Raw genomic sequence first — 17,736 nt, forward strand, 5'->3', positions numbered from 1 at the left:
ATCGCCGATGGACGATGACCGAATCCCCCCTCGTAACGGACCGAAGCCGCGCGGCAGATGAACGCGCGCCGGCCAACTGCACGCCGGCCAACTGCATGCCGGATAGCCGCGCTGTCGCTGTCCGGCTCGCGGCCCTTTCGCATCCAGCGCGGATCGAAATTCTCAAACACCTTTCCGCAAGCCGTTCCTGCTGCTGTCGCGAGGTCGTCGAACATCTCGACCTGGCGCAGTCCACCGTTTCCCAGCATTTGAAGATCCTGGTCGAGGCCGGGCTGATCCGCTTCGAGCCTGACCGCCAGCGCTCGCGCTATGAGCTCGACCGCGCCGCGCTCGCCGATGTTTCGGCATCGCTGGCCGCGCTGGTCGATTCCTGCTGCTCCGGCCGCTGAAATCATAAAGGTAAACAAGAATGGCCGAGAAAACCGTTTCCGCAGATTCCGGCTCGACCTTCAGAACGTTGCGCAATCTCTGGCCCTATATGTGGCCGGCCGACCGCGCCGACCTGAGGGCCCGAGTGGTATGGGCCACCGTACTGCTGGTTGTCGCCAAGCTGACCCTGGTGGCCGGACCCTATTTCTTCAAATGGGCGACCGACGCACTGGCCGGCGATAGCAAATCGCCGCCGCCGCTGCCGGCCCTGCTGCTGGCGCCGGTCATGCTGGTCGTCGCCTACAATGCCGTGCGGCTGGTGCAACTCGGCTTCAACCAGTTACGCGATGCCCTGTTTGCACGGGTCGGCCAGCATGCGGTGCGCCGGCTCGCCTTCCGCACCTTCGTGCACATGCACGAACTGTCGCTGCGCTTCCACCTCGAACGGCGCACCGGCGGACTGTCGCGCGTCATTGAGCGCGGCACCAAGGGCATCGAGACGATCGTCCGCTTCACCATGCTGGCGACGGCGCCGACAATCGTCGAATTCGCGCTCACCGCCGGCATCTTCGCCGTCACCTATGGCTGGCTATACGTCTTGGTGATCGCGGTCACGGTCTGGCTCTATGTCTGGTTCACCGTCAGGGCGAGCGATTGGCGTATTTCGATCCGCCGTGAGATGAACGAAAGCGACAATGAAGCCAGCACGAAGGCGATCGACTCGCTACTCAACTACGAAACAGTCAAATATTTCAATAACGAAACCATGGAGGCCGAGCGGTTCGACCGGTCCACGGCGCGCTACGAGTTGGCGGCGACCAGGACCTGGACCTCGCTTGGCTGGCTGAACTTCGGCCAAGGTGTGATCTTCGGTATCGGCATGACCGTCGTCATGGTGATGTCGGCGCTCGAGGTGAAGGCGGGCACACAGAGCGTCGGCGATTTCGTCTTCGTCAACGCCATGCTCATGCAGCTTTCGGTGCCGCTGAATTTCATCGGCATGATCTACCGCGAAATTCGCCAGGGCCTGACCGACATCGAAAACATGTTCGATCTGCTCGACGTCAAGCGTGAGATCGTCGATCGGCCGGGCGCCAAGCCGCTGGTCGTCGATGCCGGCAGGGTCGAGTTCCGCGACGTACATTTTTCCTACGACCCCAACCGCAAGATCCTGAAGGGCATCAGCTTCGAGGTGCCAGCCGGCAAGACGGTGGCCATCGTCGGCCCCTCCGGAGCCGGCAAGTCGACCATTTCGCGGCTTTTGTTTCGCTTCTACGACATCCAGCGCGGCAAGATTCTGATCGACGGCCAGGACATTCGCGACGTGACGCAGGAGAGCTTGCGCGCCGCCATCGGCATGGTGCCGCAGGACACGGTGCTGTTCAACGACACCATCGCCTACAACATCCGCTACGGCCGCGTCGGCGCCAGCGAGGAGGATGTGCGCAAGGCGGCAGAACTGGCCCAGATCGGACCGTTCATCGAGCGGCTGCCCGACGGCTATCGCTCAATGGTCGGCGAGCGCGGATTAAAACTGTCCGGCGGCGAGAAGCAGCGGGTGGCGATTGCCCGCACCATTTTGAAGGCACCGCCGATCCTGATGCTCGACGAGGCGACCTCGGCGCTGGACAGCCACACCGAGCAGGAGATCCAGGCGGCACTCGACCTGGTCAGCCAGGGCCGCACCACCCTCGTCATCGCCCATCGGCTGTCCACAGTGATTTCGGCCGACGAGATCATCGTCCTGCAGGATGGCCAGATCGCCGAGCGCGGCACCCATGTCGCCTTGATAGCCAAGCGCGGCCTTTATGCATCGATGTGGGACCGCCAGCGCGAGGCAAGCGAGGCCGAGGAGCGGCTGCGCATTGCCCGCGAAAGCGACGAGTTCGGCGTCGTCGTCCGCCGCCGCACCTCGGAGGTGAGCTGAAAATTCGTGCTTGACCTCAACTTAAGTTGAGATCGTAGGCCGTTTTGGATCGCAGCAAGATGCGTCGTTCAAAAACGGAGACAATCGATATGAATGGGATAAATCAGGCAGTTAGTGGCGGCAGTGTATTCCGGGTGGACAAGTTTGTCGTTCCGGCCAACGCCCGCGAGGAGATTCTTGCCAAGGTCCGGATTACGCATGAATTGCTGCGCCAGCAGCAAGGGTTCGTCCAGGATTTCCTGCTTGAGCAATTCTCGGGGCCGGGCGAGTTCAACCTCGTGACCATTGTCGAATGGGAAGGGCAGGCCGCCGTCGACAAGGTCGTGCCGATCATCAAGGCCGCGCATGAGCGCAGCGGCTTCAAGCCTCAGGAGACCATCGCGCGACTTGGCGTCAAGGCCGATATTGCCAACTATCAGCGGATTCCCGGGATGTAAGCTCTCTACGGCCAGCCGGCGCCCGGCGCGGTAGCGTCGACGCTGAGCACTTGGCCGGTACGGGCATCGCTGATCATATGTTCGAAGCCGCGCCATTCGGCTGCGACGATGAACAGCGTTTTTCCCTCGCTGCCGCCGAGCATGCAGGCAAAGCAGCCGCGGTCGACATCGACACTTTCGAGCATCGCGCCGCCCTCGCGCACCCGCACGCAATGCCGGTTGGGAACGTCGGCGTACCACGCCGCACCTTCGGCATCTAGGCAGATGCCATCGGGAAAACCGTTGCCGAGATTGGCCCAGACCCTGCGGTTGGAAAGGCCGCCATCGGCAGCGATGTCGAAGGCGGTCAGCCGGTTGGCGTGGGACTCGGCAACGACCAGCGTCTTGTTGTCAGGCGTCACCGCCATGCCATTGGCGAAGGCGAGGTTATCAGCCACCTGCTGAACCGAGCCATCAGGTGCGACCAGCACGATGGTGCCGGGGCCGAAATGCTGGCCGGGACCCGGAGCAGGCCCACCGCCATTGACGTATATGTTGCCGCGCCCATCGACCACGATCTCGTTCCACGGGCTCTTCGAGAGGTGTCTCAGATCGGCATGGGTGACCAGCCTCCCGTCTGCCTCCTGCCTGAGGACCACCCCTTCGCAGCCGGAGACGACAAGCAGCCGCCCGTCCGGAAGCCAGTCAATGGAATAGGGCAGGGTGGCCGGCACGGTGAGCGCGATCTCGCTGTTGCCCAGAGCGTCAACGGCGATGATCTGGCCTGTGCCCCAGTTGCAGAACCACAGCCGGCCATCGTGCCAGCGCGGTGACTCGCCGAAGGCCAAGCCGTTCATCACCACTTGCACTTGCCTAGCTGCTGATTTCTGCATCGGCCGAGAACCTCCGGGTTTGCGCAAATCGTCATGGCCGAAATGCCGATGAGAGGCGCTGTCTTGCCAAGGACGGGCGAGAGTGCTGCGTTCCGACAATCGCAATGAACATTTCCGGTTGATCGCTTCGGCAGTCCGGATGCTGCTAACGGCATCCTGAAACGGCGGCGACCGCCACCCCCCGAGCGCTCTCATTGTCGCGTTGCGACCGCGGGGTGTTTCCGCTATTGAGGCCGGACTTGGAACCAAGGTTGCCCTCATCCCATGAGCCTCGTTGACACGATCAAGAATGCGTTCGTTCCGATCCATCGCGAGGGTTATCCCTTTATCGCTGCGTTCGGCGCGGCGACGCTCTTTCTTGGCTACTTCTCCTCGACCCTGTTCTGGATCGGTCTCATCCTGACGGCCTGGTGCGCCTATTTCTTCCGCGATCCCGAGCGTGTCACGCCGATCGATGACCGGCTGGTTGTCAGCCCGGCCGACGGCATCGTCTCGGCGGTTGGCCCGGCCGTGCCGCCGCGCGAGCTTGGCCTCGGCGGCGGTGAAATGACCCGCATCTCGGTGTTCATGAACGTCTTTTCCTGCCACGTGAACCGCTCCCCGGTGCGCGGCCGCATTTCCAGGATCGAGCATCGGCCAGGAAAATTCCTCAACGCCGAACTCGACAAGGCAAGCACCGAGAACGAGCGCAACGGGCTGGTCATCGAAAGCCCCAATGGAACGGTCGCTGCGGTACAGATTGCCGGCCTGGTGGCGCGGCGCATCGTCTGCTGGGCCGAGCCCGGCGGCGCCATCGGCACCGGCGAGCGCTTCGGGCTGATCCGCTTTGGCTCGCGCGTCGATGTATTCCTGCCCTCGACCGCGACGCCGCGTGTCGCCGTCGGCCAGACCGCAGTTGGCGGTGAGACGGTGCTGGCGGAATTCGGCGGCGTTGCCGCAACGCCGCTCGTGCGGATCTCCTGACCGGTGGCCCCGCCGTTCAAGAAATTCGAGGCGCATGGCGGCGGTGGCCCGCGCATTCGCGAAATCCCGATGCGCATGGTGCTGCCCAATCTGGTCACGGTGCTCGCCATCTGCGCCGGCCTGTCCGGTATTCGCTTCGGCTTCGAGGGCCGCTTCGAGCCAGCGGTGGTGATGGTGCTGCTCGCGGCCTTCCTCGATGGTATCGACGGCCGTCTGGCGCGAATGCTGAAGGCGACTTCCAAATTCGGCGCCCAGATGGATTCGCTGGCCGATATCGTCAATTTCGGCGTGGCACCGGCGCTGGTGCTCTATGCCTTTCTGCTCGACAGGGCAGGTTCGCCGGGCTGGATCGCCGCGCTGCTGTTCACCATCGCCTGTGGGATGAGGCTTGCCCGTTTCAACGTGCTCGACGAAGAGCTCGACCGTCCGCAGTGGCAGACCGAATATTTCGTCGGCGTGCCGGCGCCGGCGGGTGCGGTGCTGGTGATGCTGCCGCTCTATCTGTTCTTCCTCAGGCTTGGGCTTGAACCCAGCCGCCTGGCAGCCTTCATTGCCACCGGCTTTACAATATTGGTGGCGTTCCTGCTGGTCAGCAGACTGCCCGTCTATTCCGGCAAGAGCGTCAGGATACCGGGCGACAGGGTGCTGCCGATCATCCTCGCAGTCGTCCTCTACGTCCTGCTTTTGATGACCTATCCCTGGTATACGCTGACGGCCTCGGTTGCGGGCTATCTGGTCTTCTTGCCGTTCAGCGTGCGCGCCTATTCGAGACGCGCCAAGCGCGAAGGCGAGAAGGTGCCGTCCTCGGATATTGGCTGACAGATTTGGTGCCAGTTCGCGTTGCGCCTGGCAGTGCATGATTCCGAAAAGGGTCGTCCGTTTAGACTCAGGACCGGCTCTCACAGCGCGCGGCGCTGTGGAATGCACCTCAAAAACACCGGTTTCGGAACTTGCTGGGCGGCTAGACCGTTTGTGTTTGGTAGGTCCGTCTGAGCGGCTGCTCGTGGTACGTCATCTACGTCGCGCAAGCTGCCGCATCGGGCGCAGAACCATCGGAAACGAGGAGAAATGGCTGTCATCCTCATCGGCGCGTTACTGACTGTCGCCGGCCTCGTCTATATGGCGGTAGCAGCCATCATGCGCGGGCGGCTTAGTGAACCGGCCGCTGTCTCCACCGCGCCGGACAGTCCGACGCCTAATCTCGCAACACCAGGTCCGACCCTGGAGCCGCGGCGGCGCGGGCTCCGTTTTCTCGGCCTGTCGCAGAACTGGCCGGGCCTGCTGATGATGGCCGTCGGTGCCATTCTGCTGTTGTCGGTGGTGGTCTTCTAATGCATTCGCGCAAAAGTGTGCAGCGGTTTTGCGATAACGGCATGCATAAAAGCAAGAATCTAAAGCGCGTGGCACAAGGCCGGTCGAACGCGACGCGCTTTAGAGTTCTCGACAGCAAACCTCAGGCGGCTGCGCTCAGTCCCAGCCTCTCGAGTGCCAGCTTTCTAGTCGAGACATAGTCGGTCTTGCCGGAGCCCAGTACAGGGATCTCCTCGACCTTGACGATGTCGTTCGGCACCATCAGTTCGGCCGCGCCGGCTTTTTTGCCGAATTCGCGCAATTCGTGGGGATCGGCATTGTCGGCGGTGGTGACCAGAACGAGGCGCTCGCCGCGCCGCTTGTCCGGCACCGCTACCACGGCGTGATGCTCTTCCGGCCACAGCGACTGCACCAGCATCTCGACCGCACCAAGCGATACCATCTCGCCGGCTATCTTGGCGAAGCGCTTGGCGCGGCCGCGAATGGTGATGAAGCCTTCGCGATCGACCGAAACGATATCGCCGGTGTCGTGCCAGCCTTCGAGCGGCTGCAGCTCGCCAGGCCGATTGCTGGTCATGTAGCCCATCATCAGGTTCGGCCCGTCGAGCCACAGCCGGCCGGCGTCGCTGATGCCTTCAACCGGTTCGAGTTTCATGCGCATGGCCGGCAGCAGCCGCCCGACCGTTCCGTCGCGGCCGTGGATGGCGGTGTTGACGGCAACCACTGGTGCGGCCTCGGTCAAGCCAAAACCTTCGATGATCTCGGCCTGGAAGCGCTCGCGGTAAACCCGGCGCGTCTCCGGCTTCACCGCCTCGGCACCGGCCACGACGAAGCGCAGGCTGGAAAAATCGCCGTCCTTGGCGGTGCGGGCATAGTTGGCGAGGAACGTGTCAGTGCCGAACATCACCGTCGGCCGGACCTTGCGCGCCACCTCCGGAATAAGTTTGTAGTGGAGCGGTGACGGGTAGAGGAACAGCTTTACTCCGGTGACCAGCGGCAGGATGGTGCCGCCGGTCAGCCCGAACGAGTGGAACACCGGCAGCACGTTGAGCAGGATATCGGCCGGCGAGATGGTGATGCGGGCTTCCGCCTGCATCGCATTGGCAAGAAGATTCCGGTGCGACAGCACCACGGCCTTGGGCGTGCCTTCCGAGCCGGAGGTGAACAGGATCACTGCCGGCTTGGCCGCATCCTGGCGCTGCAACGGCCAGCGCCACAGCAAGCCGGCTGCGGCCTTGTCCAGCACGGTCACGCTTGCGCGGACATCCTCCAGCCACAGCAGTTTCGCCCCGCCCTTTTCCACCGCCTCGACGATGTCGGCGAGGTTGGCCTTTTCGACAAAGGCGCGTGAGGAGACCACGGTGCGGATCATCGCCGTGCGGATGGCGGCGGTGACGCTGGCCGGGCCGGCGGTATAGTTGATCATTGCTGCCACCCGCGCAGCCGACAGAAGTCCGACGAACGACAGCACGACGCCATTGGCGTTGGGCAGGAGCAGCCCAACCGCTTCGCCCGGCGCTGTTATTGCCTCGAACCGTCGGCCCAAAACCCTGGCGCCGATGAACACTTTCCGGTAGCTCAGGGCACCGCCAATGACGTCCTCGATTATTGGGTGCGAAGCGCCAACACGGTCGGCCGCATCGCGCATGGCGAGGAACAGCCCTCGGTCGAGATCACTGCCGAAAAGCCTGGCCTCGGCGAAGCGATCAAACAGCGCATTGGTGTTGGAGGCCTGATCTGGGTTCCGCGCCACCAGCTCGGCGATGGTCATCGGCTCCAGCGCGCTGATCGACAGCTGCGGAAACCAATGGCGCGGCGCCTTGTCCGCCGGCGTCAGCGAGGCCGGCAGGCTGCGTGCGCCGGCAACGAAGACCGGCACGATACGGGCGTCGGCCTGCATGGCGATACGGGTGATGGCGCGAAACAACCGAAACGACTTGACGTCTGGCTCGACCGCATCCGGCAGGTAAACGGCGAGCCGGCCCTTGCCCTTCAGCACCCGCACCAATCTGCGGCTGACGAAGACATGCTCGGCGTTGAAGGCGATGGTGCGGCCGAGCTCGCGCCACGGCTCCAGCCACGGCGATCTGGCCGAAGCCTGGTCGAGGATGTGCAGCGTGTCCTCCGGCAGCAGCGACAGCATCAGCGCCGGCTCGATGCGTGACTGATGCCAGATGACATAGATGACCGGGGTCACCGACCTGCGCGCAATCTTGATGCGCTCGTCGCTGATCCGGTAGGCGAGCTTGAACGGCACGTAGAGCAGCGCCTGGCTCAAACGCAGGCCGAGGCGGAACTTCTCCACCACGCCGATCAGCAGCCAGGCCGCGACAAGACCCGCAAGCAGCGCCAGTGTCAGGATCATCGCCGCATCTCCCAACGATCTCACGTCACGGCTCTTCAGTGGCCGCTTCGGGTGAGAACCTAGCCGAAGTTGGATCAACGTCAATGCGGCTCCATTTTTCCTTCTCTCCTATGTTTGATTCGGCTCGGCTGCCTATCGCAGCTACGCCGCTTTCATCCTTCCGCTGATGAAGCGGAATTCCTGCGTCTTGCCGCCAAAGCCATAGGCGGCCGCAGGCACTTCATGCACGAGGGCGTAGCTTTCCTCATGCACCTTACCCAGCAGCCGGCCGAATGCCGCGAAAATTGCCTGCAGATACGCCTCCAGTTCGAGCTTGGTGTTGGTGCCGTCGACAACCTTGATGTCGAGCCAGGCCGTGTTGGTGCCATGCTCGGCCAGCGACTTGCCGCCGGCGAACCAGTGCTCGGGGTCGTGATAGGAAATGGCAACAGCTGTGATCGTCGCGTCCTTGCGCAGATGCGTGGCCGTCAGTTCGGTCACTTCCTTGGCAATGGCGGCGGACAAAGCGGCATCGGGCTTGCCGGTAACGCTGACATTGATGATCGGCATATTTCTTCTCCTCGGTTTCAAGCGGCGCCTCTTCGCCGTCGAGAAAATCATGCCATCATCCTTTGATCAAAAAAAATCGAATTGTTTTTGATAAACACTTTGATAGTATCGAATTGTGCAGATGTTCGATCCCGACCTCCTCAAAACTTTCCTCGCTTTCGTCGATGGCGGTTCCCTGGCGCGGGCCGCGTCGATCGTCGGTCGCTCGCCGTCCGCAGTGACCGCGCAGATGCAGCGGCTGGAGGATGTTGTCGGCGAACCGCTGCTGGTGCCACAGGGGCGAGGGCGCGGCCTGACGCCGGCAGGCGAGGATCTGATCGTTCACGCGCGTCGCATCCTTGCCGCGCACCGCGAGGCGTGGCTGGCCCTCAAAGGCGCGCACGCCGACGGGCGCGTCGCCATCGGCACCACGCAGGATTTCGCCGACAGCGGCTTGCCGCAGCTTCTCAGGGCTTTTGCTGTCAGCCATCCGCGCGTCAGGATCGAACTGCGCGTCGGCCGTTCCGCCGAACTGGCGCAGGCTTTGCAGGCCGGCACCCTTGATCTGGCCATTGCCATGCGGCAGGTGCCGACACGGGACGAGGTCGGTGTGCTCAAGGAACCAATGATCTGGCTTTGCTCACAGAACGGGCTGGCCACCCGCCACGACGAACTGCCCTTGGCGCTGCTCGATCCCCATTGCGGGTTTCGCGAAGCGGCGACCAGTGCACTCGATGCGGCCGGCCGTCGCTACCGCATTGCTGCCGGCAGTGCCAGCCTTGCCGGCCTGCGCACGGCGGTGCACGCCGGCATCGCCTTGACGTTGAGGACGGCGCGCTTCGCTCATTCCGGCATCGTCGAGGCGCCGCGCGATCTTGATCTGCCGCCGGTGCCGGTCGCCGAATTCGCCGTCCGCTTGCGTGAGGATGCCGACCGGCCGGCGCAGGATCTGGCCGCGTTGTTCAGCGGCAACCTGGCCTTGGCCAATCGAGCCAGCAAAGAAAAAGCCGACCTTGCGGTCGGCTTCTAAGTAGGACGGGCCGAGGGGTTTGGGGGGACTTGGGGTGGCCCGTCGCAGCCATAATGCCTGAGCCCTATGATGGTTCCATGACTTTTCAAATTAATTTTCAGGACCGGATTTCTCGTGATCGGACCACCAACTCGCGCTCGGACGCGGCGAGGATTGGTCATGCATCCGCTGCGCGCTGCCTGGCCATCAGCCAGTCGCGGCCGGCGTGAGCGAACACCGCGCAAAGCACGATGGCGCCACCGACCATGCTGGCTGCCGGCGGGATCTCCGCCAGGAACAGGAAGGCAAACAGGATCGCGAATGGCACTTCAGCTGAACCCAGCAATCCGGACTCGGCCGCCGGAATAAGCCGAGTGCCCTCCGTCCACAGGATCGAAGCCAGCGCGAACGAGGCGCCGAAGGTGGCTAGAAGCACAGCGTCCCTGGCCGAGACAGCCAGCGGATCGGCGACGAACCAGCCGAGCACGAACAGAAGGAATGCCGACACCGCACCCGCCCACACCACCGGCGTGTCGTGGAAGGCGCGCACCATGATCATGTAGAGCGCGCTGCCGATCGTCATCAGCAGCGCCAGCCCGTCGCCGAGCAAATGGCCGGTGCCGAAGCCGGACCAGACCATGATTGCCACACCGCATAGTGACACAGCAGCGGCGGCAAGCGTCTGCAGCCGGAACGGCTCGTGGACCAACAGGAGGGCCAGCAGCGCGGTGACGAACGGGGCCGTGGCATAGATGATCGCGACATTGGCGACAAACGTGAACTTGAACGCCGAGATAAAGGCGATGCTCGCGAGCGCGCCCTCGATCGCCAGCAGCCAGCCTCGCCAGCCGAGCCGCAAGCTGTCGCGACCGCCGCAGCGCTGGCGGCGCCATAGGACATAGAGGCTGATCAGGATCGAGCCGACGAAGCCGCGCCAGCAGGTAATGGTCAGCGGGTCGGCATGGATCGATTTGGTCAGCACGCCGGTGAGGCCGAAAACGGCCGCCGATGCCGAGACCAGGATGATGCCGAGGGTACGCTCGCGGGCGCTTTCCACTGTGCATGGCATGTCCAGCGATCCCGTCATCTCACCAGCCTGCGCTGCCCCTTCCTGACACCATAGTGTCAGCTTGAGGCGTCCTGCATCGAAAACAGCAAGTAGGCAGCCCCGGTGAACAGGATTCCGGCAAGAACCCGTTCGCGGGTTTCCACGATGGCGATGTCGGCCATATGTCCGGCGGCCTTACGAATGTGTTGCGAGAGACGGTGTGAAGGCGTTGGATGCTCGCCGTATCGTCAGACTATACGGGCGAAACCCTGCCAAGCGCTACGCCAGTGGAGACTTGCGTTTGGGCAGGCGGCATCGCCGTTAGGCAGCGAAGCCAGGCAACTACTATGGGAGAGAAACGAAATGGACGCGATTGCATTGAGGGCCATGCAGGCGCCGCTGAAGGTGGCCTATCGCGACGACGCCTCGCGCGCGCTGATTACTCTCCGCGCCAAAGGCTCGATCGACGACCAATCGATCGCCTGCAAGGTCGAGACAGGCAGGGCGATCGCCATTGCCGGGCTGCATCCGGCGACCGGCGGCACCGGGCTCGAACTCTGCTCCGGCGACATGCTGCTGGAGGCACTGGTGGCTTGCGCCGGCGTCACGCTGAAGGCTGTAGCGACGGCGCTGGAATTCAAGCTTGGGGCCGCCACGGTGGAAGCCGAAGGCGACCTAGACTTTCGCGGCACGCTTGGCGTGGCAAAGGATGCGCCGGTTGGCTTCCGCGCCATCCGGCTGACATTTGGCCTCGACACCGACGAGCCGCAGGAGCGCATCGATGCGCTGCTCAAGCTGACCGAGCGCTACTGCGTCGTGTTCCAGACCATCAGCCAGAAGCCGGAGCTGACGGCAAGCGCGCGACGCTGACGATCTCCCCCCTTGAGGGGGAGATGTCGCCGAAGGCGACAGAGGGGTTGTCTCGCGTGAAGCGCCAACCGCTGCAGCAGGCCGAGCCCGGTCGGACCAACCCCCTCTGGCCTGTCGGCCATCTCCCCCTCAAGGGGGGAGATCACGCTGTCCTACTGCGCCGACGGCTCCTCGGCGTCGCCCTCGTCGGCGAAGGGCGAGGCGCTCGGCACGCACTGCACCGACCAGCCGGCCGGCGTCGGTTGCTTCTGGTATTCGGTTATGGCGAAGGCGCACTGTTCGCGGGTGTCGAATGTGCTGGGCAGCACGACCATGCCGCCTTGCGGGCCGGCGATCACCAGATACCAGACTAACGCTACGCTCGGTGCCGCCATGAGTATTTCCTCGCTCTGCTTGTTTTGGGAGTCGCACGATCCTAGCAACTCCGGCCCAGCGGCGAAAGCTGGGCCAAAGCGCGGCGTTAAGCCACGGCATCACAGCCACGTGACGTCGGGTCGTTTTGGTTCAGTTCACCGCAAAACAATAGAACAGGCCGTCGCCGCCGGTGCCCTTCAGCGCTTCCTGGCTGCAGCCACCGCGTGACGCATGCGAGGAATTCCATGATTTGGCGGCTGCCGAATCATCGAGGCCGGTACGATCGTGATGACCCATCATCGCCACACCTTCTGCTCCGCTCAGCGTCCAGTCGCCGCAAGTCTGGTCGGCTATTTTCGTGCCATCCGGCTTGGAGCCGGTCAACACGTCGTGCCGGTTGGGCGTGTCGCCGCGGCCGTTGACCATTTGGCCCTTTTCGTCGAGTGCCGTCTGTTTGGTGATGGCGTTGGCATCGCTATGCAGGGAAGCGACATCATCGGCGATCTTGCCGCCCTTGGCGTTGAACCACGGGCCTTTGCCGATACGGTCGCGTGCATCGGTATCGCTGGTCGAGAGATAGGCGCGCCATGTCTTGCCGGTAACGCCCGCGGCTTCGGCCAGTGAACTACAATGGGCGTCGGCGCCGTCGAGACCGCCGAGATCGGCGCCTTTGCCGGAGCCGACGCTGGTGACGAAAAAGCTCATCGTTGCCTCCTGCGACGACGCGGCGCCGATCACTGCAAGCAGCGCGGTGGCAGTCAAGAGAAGCAGTCTCCGCATATGGTCCTCCGTTTCTCGAATTGTGGCACCCGAACAACGTTGGTGCCGGCGCAATTCTTCCGGCAAAATGCGATGTGTGGCTACTCCGGCTGCCGGTAGGCGACAAAGCGATTGTGCTTGGCCTGGAAGATCAGCCCGGTCTCCTTGAGCGTAGGGCTGGCCAGCGGCACGATACGCTTGGCAATCTCCGAAGGGTGCGGCAGTGTTTCAGGATCCTCGCCGGGTACGGCCTGCGCCCGCATCGCGGTGCGCGTTGCTCCGGGATCGGCGGCATTGACCCTGAGCGGCAGGTTTTCGGTCTCATGCGCCCATGAACGCGTCATGGCCTCGACCGCCGCCTTCGACGCCGCATAAGGCGCCCAGAAGGCGCGTGCGGAGTGGGCAAGGCTGGAGCTCAGCACGATAGCACGGCCGGCATCGGAAAGCCTGAGCAGCGGGTCGACCGAGCGGATCAGCCGCCATGTTGCGGTGACGTTGATGGTCATCACCTTCTCGAAGGTCTTGGCCTCGACATGGCTGATCGGGGCGATGACGCCGAGCACAGCGGCGTTGGCGACCAGTATGTCGAGCTTGCCCCAGCGCTCGTGGATGGCGCCGCCCAGCCGGTCGATCCCCGCCATGTCGGCAAGATCGAGCGGTACCAGCGTCGCCTGTCCGCCACCTGCCTTGATCTGGTCGTCGAGTTCTTCCAACCCGCCGACGGTGCGAGCAACCGCAATCACATGCGCACCGGCCGCGGCAAGCTCCCTGGCGATGAAATAGCCGATACCGCGCGAGGCGCCGGTGACGACCGCGACGCGGCCGGAGAGGTCAAGGGCAGAAATCATGAGGTCACTCTGAAGATCAAAGGTTACGGAGACCAGCTACTATCATAACCGGTCGGAAACCAGATTCCCCGACGCAGGTAATGGCCGATATTCGGCCTGACATGGTTCTGGTCCAGGGTGTCCAGATCGGGGATGATCTCGATCCTGTAGGCGGTTGGAAATTTTCCGCTGGCAAACAACCGTGTTTTGGCGAGATCTACCGCATCCGTTTCGTCTTCTGCGGTGATGCCGACGCCCATCGGAAAACCGTGGCGGCGTCCTGCTTCAAAATCCAGCCAGAACAGCTTCAGCATTGAAGCAGCGTCTGCTAAGACCCGCCGGCCGCTAACAGCGACAGCGTGCGCACATTGTCGGAGCCTTCGAAGTCGGCAAGCCGGGTCGGATACTGGCCGGTGAAGCAGGCGTCGCAGAATTGCGGCTGCTCGTTGTCGCGGCCGGCCTCGCCGACGGCGCGGTAGAGCCCGTCGATCGACAGGAAGCCGAGCGAATCGACGCGGATGAACTCGGCCATCTCCTCCACCGACATGCGCGACGCCAGCAGCTTCGACTTTTCCGGTGTGTCGACGCCGTAAAAGCAGGAGGCGCGCGTCGGCGGCGAAGCGATGCGCATATGCACTTCCTTGGCGCCGGCATCGCGCACCATCTGGACGATCTTCTGGCTGGTGGTGCCGCGCACGATCGAATCGTCCACCAGCACCACGCGCTTGCCTTCGATCATGCGGCGGTTGGCGTTGTGCTTGAGCTTGACACCCATGTGGCGGATCGAATCGCCGGGCTGGATGAAGGTGCGGCCAACATAGTGATTGCGGATGATGCCGAGCTCGAACGGAATGCCCGCGGCCTGCGAAAAGCCGATCGCCGCCGGCGTGCCCGAATCCGGCACCGGCACGACGATGTCGGCCTCGACCGGACTTTCCTGCGCCAGCTCGGCGCCGATGCGCTTGCGCACTTCATAGACGTTGCGGCCTTCGACCGACGAATCCGGCCGCGCGAAATAGACATATTCGAAGATGCAGAAGCGGGTCTTCTGCGGCTCGAACGGGAACAGGCTTTCGATGCCCTTGCTGGTGACGACGACCATTTCGCCGGGCTTCAGGTCGCGCACAAAACGCGCACCGATAATATCGAGCGCGCAGGTCTCGGAGGCGAGAATCCAGGCGCCGTCGAGATCGCCGAGCACCAGCGGGCGGATGCCGAGCGGGTCGCGGCACCCGATCATCTTCTTGGACGTCATCGCCACCAGCGAGAAGGCGCCTTCGACTTGGCGCACCGCATCGATGAAGCGCGAATTCAGGTCGCGCTCTTTGCTGGTGGCAACCAGGTGCAGGAGCGTTTCGGTGTCGGAGGTGGAAGAGAAGATGGCGCCTTGCTTCTGCAGGGCGCGCTGAACGGTCATGGCGTTGGTGAGATTGCCGTTATGGGCGACGGCAAAGCCGCCATCGGCAAGTTCGGCGAAGAAAGGCTGGATATTGCGCAGACCGGCGCCGCCGGTGGTGGCATAGCGTGTGTGGCCGATGGCACGGTTGCCCTGCAGGCTGTCGATGACACGCTGCTTAGTAAAGGTGTCGCCGATCAGGCCGACATGGCGTTCGACATGGAATTGGGTGCCGTCATAGGAAACGATGCCGGCCGCTTCCTGGCCTCGATGCTGCAACGCATGCAGACCGAGCGTTACGATGGCTGCGGCGTCCTGCCGGCCGAAAATGCCGAACACGCCGCATTCGTCGTGGAAATGGTCGTCGGCTTCGGCGGAAAGCACGTCGTCTGCGTCTGCCACTGAGGCTGCCATTGGGGCTCAAGCTCCGCTAAAGTCGCCATATAAGGTCATAGCGCATCGAAAGCAACGCACGTCGTGCGGCGTTCACATGATCGACAGTCTTGAGCCTCGCAAGTCTGTCGAAATCAGTTTGCCGGCGCCGGGTTTGCAGGTGCCGGCGTCGCGGGCGCATTGTCGGCCGGCGGCGCATCGCTGTCGTCGGGTGCCGGAGCAGTGGCGTCGTCGCCGGCGGCAGGGGCTTCCGCTGCAGGCGCGTCGGGGGCCAGAGGCGTCTCGGTGGCCGGCTGATTCGGATTGAGCTTGTTGAGGATGGCGTTTTCCGGATCCTCGGGCAGCAGGCTTTCGAGCTTGGCGCCGATCGATTCGAGCAACGGCTTTGACTTGGCGTTGGCAATCCAGCCTGGAGCCTTGGCGCCGGCCAGCCAATTGAAGAAAAGCAGCGCGACAGCGACGACCAGGATGCCGCGCGCCGCGCCATAGAGGAAGCCAAGTGTACGATCGAGCGCGCCGATCCTGGAATCGATGATCCAGTCGGCGAGCTTCATGGTGATGACCGAAACGACGATCAGCGCGACAATGAAGACGATACCGGCGGCCGCCGCCATGGCGGCCTTTTCGTTGTCGACGTAGGGCTGAATGTAAGGCAGCACCGGCTTGTAGAAGAAGAAGGCGGCGGCCGCGGCGGCTGCCCAGGAGATGATCGACAGGATCTCGCGCGAAAAGCCGCGAACCATAGCGAGCATCGCCGAGACCAGGGTGAAGCCGACGAGAATTCCGTCAAGCAGCGTAATCGGCATGTTTTTCGCCCCACTCCGATCTCTTTTTCACGACTCGACGAGCCGCATCACTCTTGCTCGTCGGCGCGGCTGCGCCGAGAGCCGGCTATGCGCGCCACGAGATCGGCAAGCTCGGTGGGCTGGAAAGCGCCGGCTCCGATCCCCCCGACCCCATTGCCACCAACAAGTTCCTCGCTGCCCAAGGGCAGAACCGCGCGTCCGAAACCCAGCTTTTCGGCTTCCTTGAGGCGCTGCTGCGCATGCGCAACCGGCCTCACCGCACCCGAAAGGCTGATTTCGCCGAAATAGACGCAATCGGCGGGAAGGGCAAGACCGGTGAGCGAGGAAACCAGTGCCGCCGCCACTGCCAGGTCGGCCGCCGGCTCCGAAATGCGGTAGCCGCCGGCAACGTTGAGATAGACGTCGTGCGTGCCGAAGCGGACGCCGCAATGGGCTTCCAGAACCGCCAGGATCATCGACAGCCGGGCACCGTCCCAGCCGACGACGGCGCGGCGCGGTGTGCCCAGCGTCGATGGCGCCACCAGCGCCTGGATCTCGACCAGCACCGGCCGTGTGCCTTCCATGCCGGCGAAAACCGCGGCACCCGGCGACTTCGCATGGCGCTCACCGAGGAAAAGCTCGGACGGGTTGGCGACTTCCCGTAAGCCCTTGTCCGACATTTCGAAGACACCGATCTCATCGGTTGGCCCGAAGCGGTTCTTGACCGTGCGCAGGATGCGGTAGTGGTGGCCGCCTTCGCCCTCGAAATAGAGCACCGCGTCGACCATGTGCTCGACGACGCGCGGTCCGGCGATCTGGCCCTCCTTGGTGACGTGGCCGACCAGAACGATCGCCGCCCCTGTGGATTTTGCGAAGCGGATCATCGCCTGGGCGGCGGCACGCACCTGGGTCACCGTGCCGGGCGCCGAATCGGCCATATCGGTCCACAGCGTCTGGATCGAATCGAGAATGACCAGATCCGGCCGCTTGCCATCGGCGATGGTGGCGAGGATGTCCTCGACATTGGTTTCGGCGGCGAGCTCGACCGGGGTGTCGGCGACGCCGAGCCGCTGGGCGCGCAGCCTGATCTGCGCGACCGCCTCTTCGCCAGAGACATAGACGATGCGGTGGCCCTTTGCCGCCAGCGCGGCCGCGGCCTGGGTGAGCAGCGTCGACTTGCCGATGCCGGGATCGCCGCCGACCAGCAGCGCCGAGCCGCGCACGAAGCCGCCGCCGGTGGCGCGGTCGAGTTCGCCGATGCCGGAGACGATGCGCGGCGCGTCCTCGATGTCGCCGGAGAGGCTGGTCAGCACCACCGCACGGCCCTTGCGGGCGTTGCGCGTATTGGCCGGGCCGGAGCCGATACCGCCTGACGTACCTTCCTCGACCAGCGTGTTCCACTCGCCGCAGGCATCGCATTTGCCAGCCCAGCGCTGATGCACCGATCCGCAATTCTGACAGATGAACTGGATACGGGATTTGGCCATCAGGCGCGGCCTGCGGCAATTGAAAGACAGGTCGGC

At 63.7% G+C, this 17,736-nt stretch carries 19 protein-coding genes; 8 read left to right on the top strand and 11 right to left on the bottom strand.

What is annotated here, in order from left to right:
• The first annotated feature begins 14 nt into the window (after positions 1-14).
• From NKJ28_RS28385 to NKJ28_RS28395, 3 genes are all read left to right on the top strand, one after another.
• Positions 15-389 carry an ArsR/SmtB family transcription factor gene (locus NKJ28_RS28385; RefSeq protein WP_352637880.1) on the top strand — a complete coding sequence of 125 codons (375 nt, stop codon included), beginning with the start codon at positions 15-17 and terminating at the stop codon, positions 387-389.
• 20 nt (positions 390-409) lie between these two features.
• On the top strand, positions 410-2,296 hold the full coding sequence (locus tag NKJ28_RS28390) for an ABCB family ABC transporter ATP-binding protein/permease (RefSeq protein ID WP_352501837.1): 1,887 nt from the start codon (positions 410-412) through the stop codon (positions 2,294-2,296).
• A gap of 89 nt (positions 2,297-2,385) precedes the next feature.
• A complete protein-coding gene (locus NKJ28_RS28395; RefSeq protein ID WP_352637893.1) occupies positions 2,386-2,733 on the top strand; it encodes an antibiotic biosynthesis monooxygenase in 348 nt (115 codons plus the stop codon).
• Positions 2,734-2,738: 5 nt separating this feature from the next.
• On the opposite strand, the gene NKJ28_RS28400 is transcribed toward NKJ28_RS28395, so the two are convergent.
• Positions 2,739-3,605, bottom strand: a complete 867-nt coding sequence (locus NKJ28_RS28400) for an SMP-30/gluconolactonase/LRE family protein (protein ID WP_352637881.1) — start codon at positions 3,603-3,605, stop codon at positions 2,739-2,741.
• A gap of 264 nt (positions 3,606-3,869) precedes the next feature.
• Here NKJ28_RS28400 and NKJ28_RS28405 point away from each other — a divergent pair, with 264 nt between their 5' ends.
• The 3 genes from NKJ28_RS28405 to NKJ28_RS28415 all read left to right on the top strand — a co-directional run bounded on the left by NKJ28_RS28405 (position 3,870) and on the right by NKJ28_RS28415 (position 5,900).
• On the top strand, positions 3,870-4,568 hold the full coding sequence (locus NKJ28_RS28405) for a phosphatidylserine decarboxylase (RefSeq protein ID WP_023677729.1): 699 nt from the start codon (positions 3,870-3,872) through the stop codon (positions 4,566-4,568).
• Between the two features lie 3 nt (positions 4,569-4,571).
• Positions 4,572-5,387 (top strand): CDP-alcohol phosphatidyltransferase family protein, encoded by an 816-nt coding sequence (locus tag NKJ28_RS28410; protein ID WP_023677728.1) that lies wholly within the window; start codon positions 4,572-4,574, stop codon positions 5,385-5,387.
• Positions 5,388-5,636: 249 nt separating this feature from the next.
• Positions 5,637-5,900 carry a hypothetical protein gene (locus tag NKJ28_RS28415; protein WP_352637883.1) on the top strand — a complete coding sequence of 88 codons (264 nt, stop codon included), beginning with the start codon at positions 5,637-5,639 and terminating at the stop codon, positions 5,898-5,900.
• Between the two features lie 121 nt (positions 5,901-6,021).
• On the opposite strand, the gene NKJ28_RS28420 is transcribed toward NKJ28_RS28415, so the two are convergent.
• Both NKJ28_RS28420 and NKJ28_RS28425 read right to left on the bottom strand, forming a co-directional pair.
• The gene (locus NKJ28_RS28420; protein WP_352637884.1) at positions 6,022-8,244 is read right to left on the bottom strand and encodes an AMP-binding protein; all 2,223 of its coding nucleotides are present in this window, start codon (positions 8,242-8,244) and stop codon (positions 6,022-6,024) included.
• 141 nt (positions 8,245-8,385) lie between these two features.
• Entirely contained in the window at positions 8,386-8,793 is a 408-nt protein-coding gene (locus NKJ28_RS28425) for a tautomerase family protein (RefSeq protein ID WP_023677725.1), read from the bottom strand.
• Positions 8,794-8,908: 115 nt separating this feature from the next.
• Here NKJ28_RS28425 and NKJ28_RS28430 point away from each other — a divergent pair, with 115 nt between their 5' ends.
• Positions 8,909-9,802, top strand: coding sequence for a LysR substrate-binding domain-containing protein (locus NKJ28_RS28430; protein ID WP_352637885.1), 894 nt, complete (start codon positions 8,909-8,911; stop codon positions 9,800-9,802).
• 157 nt (positions 9,803-9,959) lie between these two features.
• Here NKJ28_RS28430 and NKJ28_RS28435 read toward each other — a convergent pair whose 3' ends face one another.
• Entirely contained in the window at positions 9,960-10,868 is a 909-nt protein-coding gene (locus NKJ28_RS28435) for a DMT family transporter (protein ID WP_502902225.1), read from the bottom strand.
• A gap of 324 nt (positions 10,869-11,192) precedes the next feature.
• Here NKJ28_RS28435 and NKJ28_RS28440 point away from each other — a divergent pair, with 324 nt between their 5' ends.
• Positions 11,193-11,699, top strand: coding sequence for an OsmC family protein (locus NKJ28_RS28440; RefSeq protein ID WP_352637887.1), 507 nt, complete (start codon positions 11,193-11,195; stop codon positions 11,697-11,699).
• 152 nt (positions 11,700-11,851) lie between these two features.
• Here the strand turns inward: NKJ28_RS28440 and NKJ28_RS28445 are convergent, their stop codons facing one another.
• From NKJ28_RS28445 to radA, 7 genes are all read right to left on the bottom strand, one after another.
• A complete protein-coding gene (locus NKJ28_RS28445) occupies positions 11,852-12,073 on the bottom strand; it encodes a hypothetical protein (protein WP_254820234.1) in 222 nt (73 codons plus the stop codon).
• 130 nt (positions 12,074-12,203) lie between these two features.
• Positions 12,204-12,833 (bottom strand): hypothetical protein, encoded by a 630-nt coding sequence (locus NKJ28_RS28450; protein WP_352637888.1) that lies wholly within the window; start codon positions 12,831-12,833, stop codon positions 12,204-12,206.
• A gap of 80 nt (positions 12,834-12,913) precedes the next feature.
• Positions 12,914-13,660: an SDR family NAD(P)-dependent oxidoreductase gene (locus NKJ28_RS28455; protein ID WP_352637890.1), complete on the bottom strand. Its 747-nt coding sequence runs from the start codon at positions 13,658-13,660 to the stop codon at positions 12,914-12,916.
• Between the two features lie 23 nt (positions 13,661-13,683).
• Positions 13,684-13,953, bottom strand: a complete 270-nt coding sequence (locus NKJ28_RS28460; RefSeq protein ID WP_352637891.1) for a hypothetical protein — start codon at positions 13,951-13,953, stop codon at positions 13,684-13,686.
• Positions 13,954-13,967: 14 nt separating this feature from the next.
• On the bottom strand, positions 13,968-15,437 hold the full coding sequence (gene purF / locus NKJ28_RS28465; protein ID WP_023677717.1) for an amidophosphoribosyltransferase: 1,470 nt from the start codon (positions 15,435-15,437) through the stop codon (positions 13,968-13,970).
• 125 nt (positions 15,438-15,562) lie between these two features.
• Positions 15,563-16,234 (bottom strand): CvpA family protein, encoded by a 672-nt coding sequence (locus NKJ28_RS28470; RefSeq protein WP_023677716.1) that lies wholly within the window; start codon positions 16,232-16,234, stop codon positions 15,563-15,565.
• Between the two features lie 47 nt (positions 16,235-16,281).
• A complete protein-coding gene (gene radA, locus NKJ28_RS28475) occupies positions 16,282-17,700 on the bottom strand; it encodes a DNA repair protein RadA (protein WP_352637895.1) in 1,419 nt (472 codons plus the stop codon).
• Between the last annotated feature and the right edge of the window lie 36 nt (positions 17,701-17,736).

This window comes from Mesorhizobium sp. M0145 (assembly GCF_040322355.1).
In the GTDB taxonomy this organism is placed as follows: domain Bacteria; phylum Pseudomonadota; class Alphaproteobacteria; order Rhizobiales; family Rhizobiaceae; genus Mesorhizobium.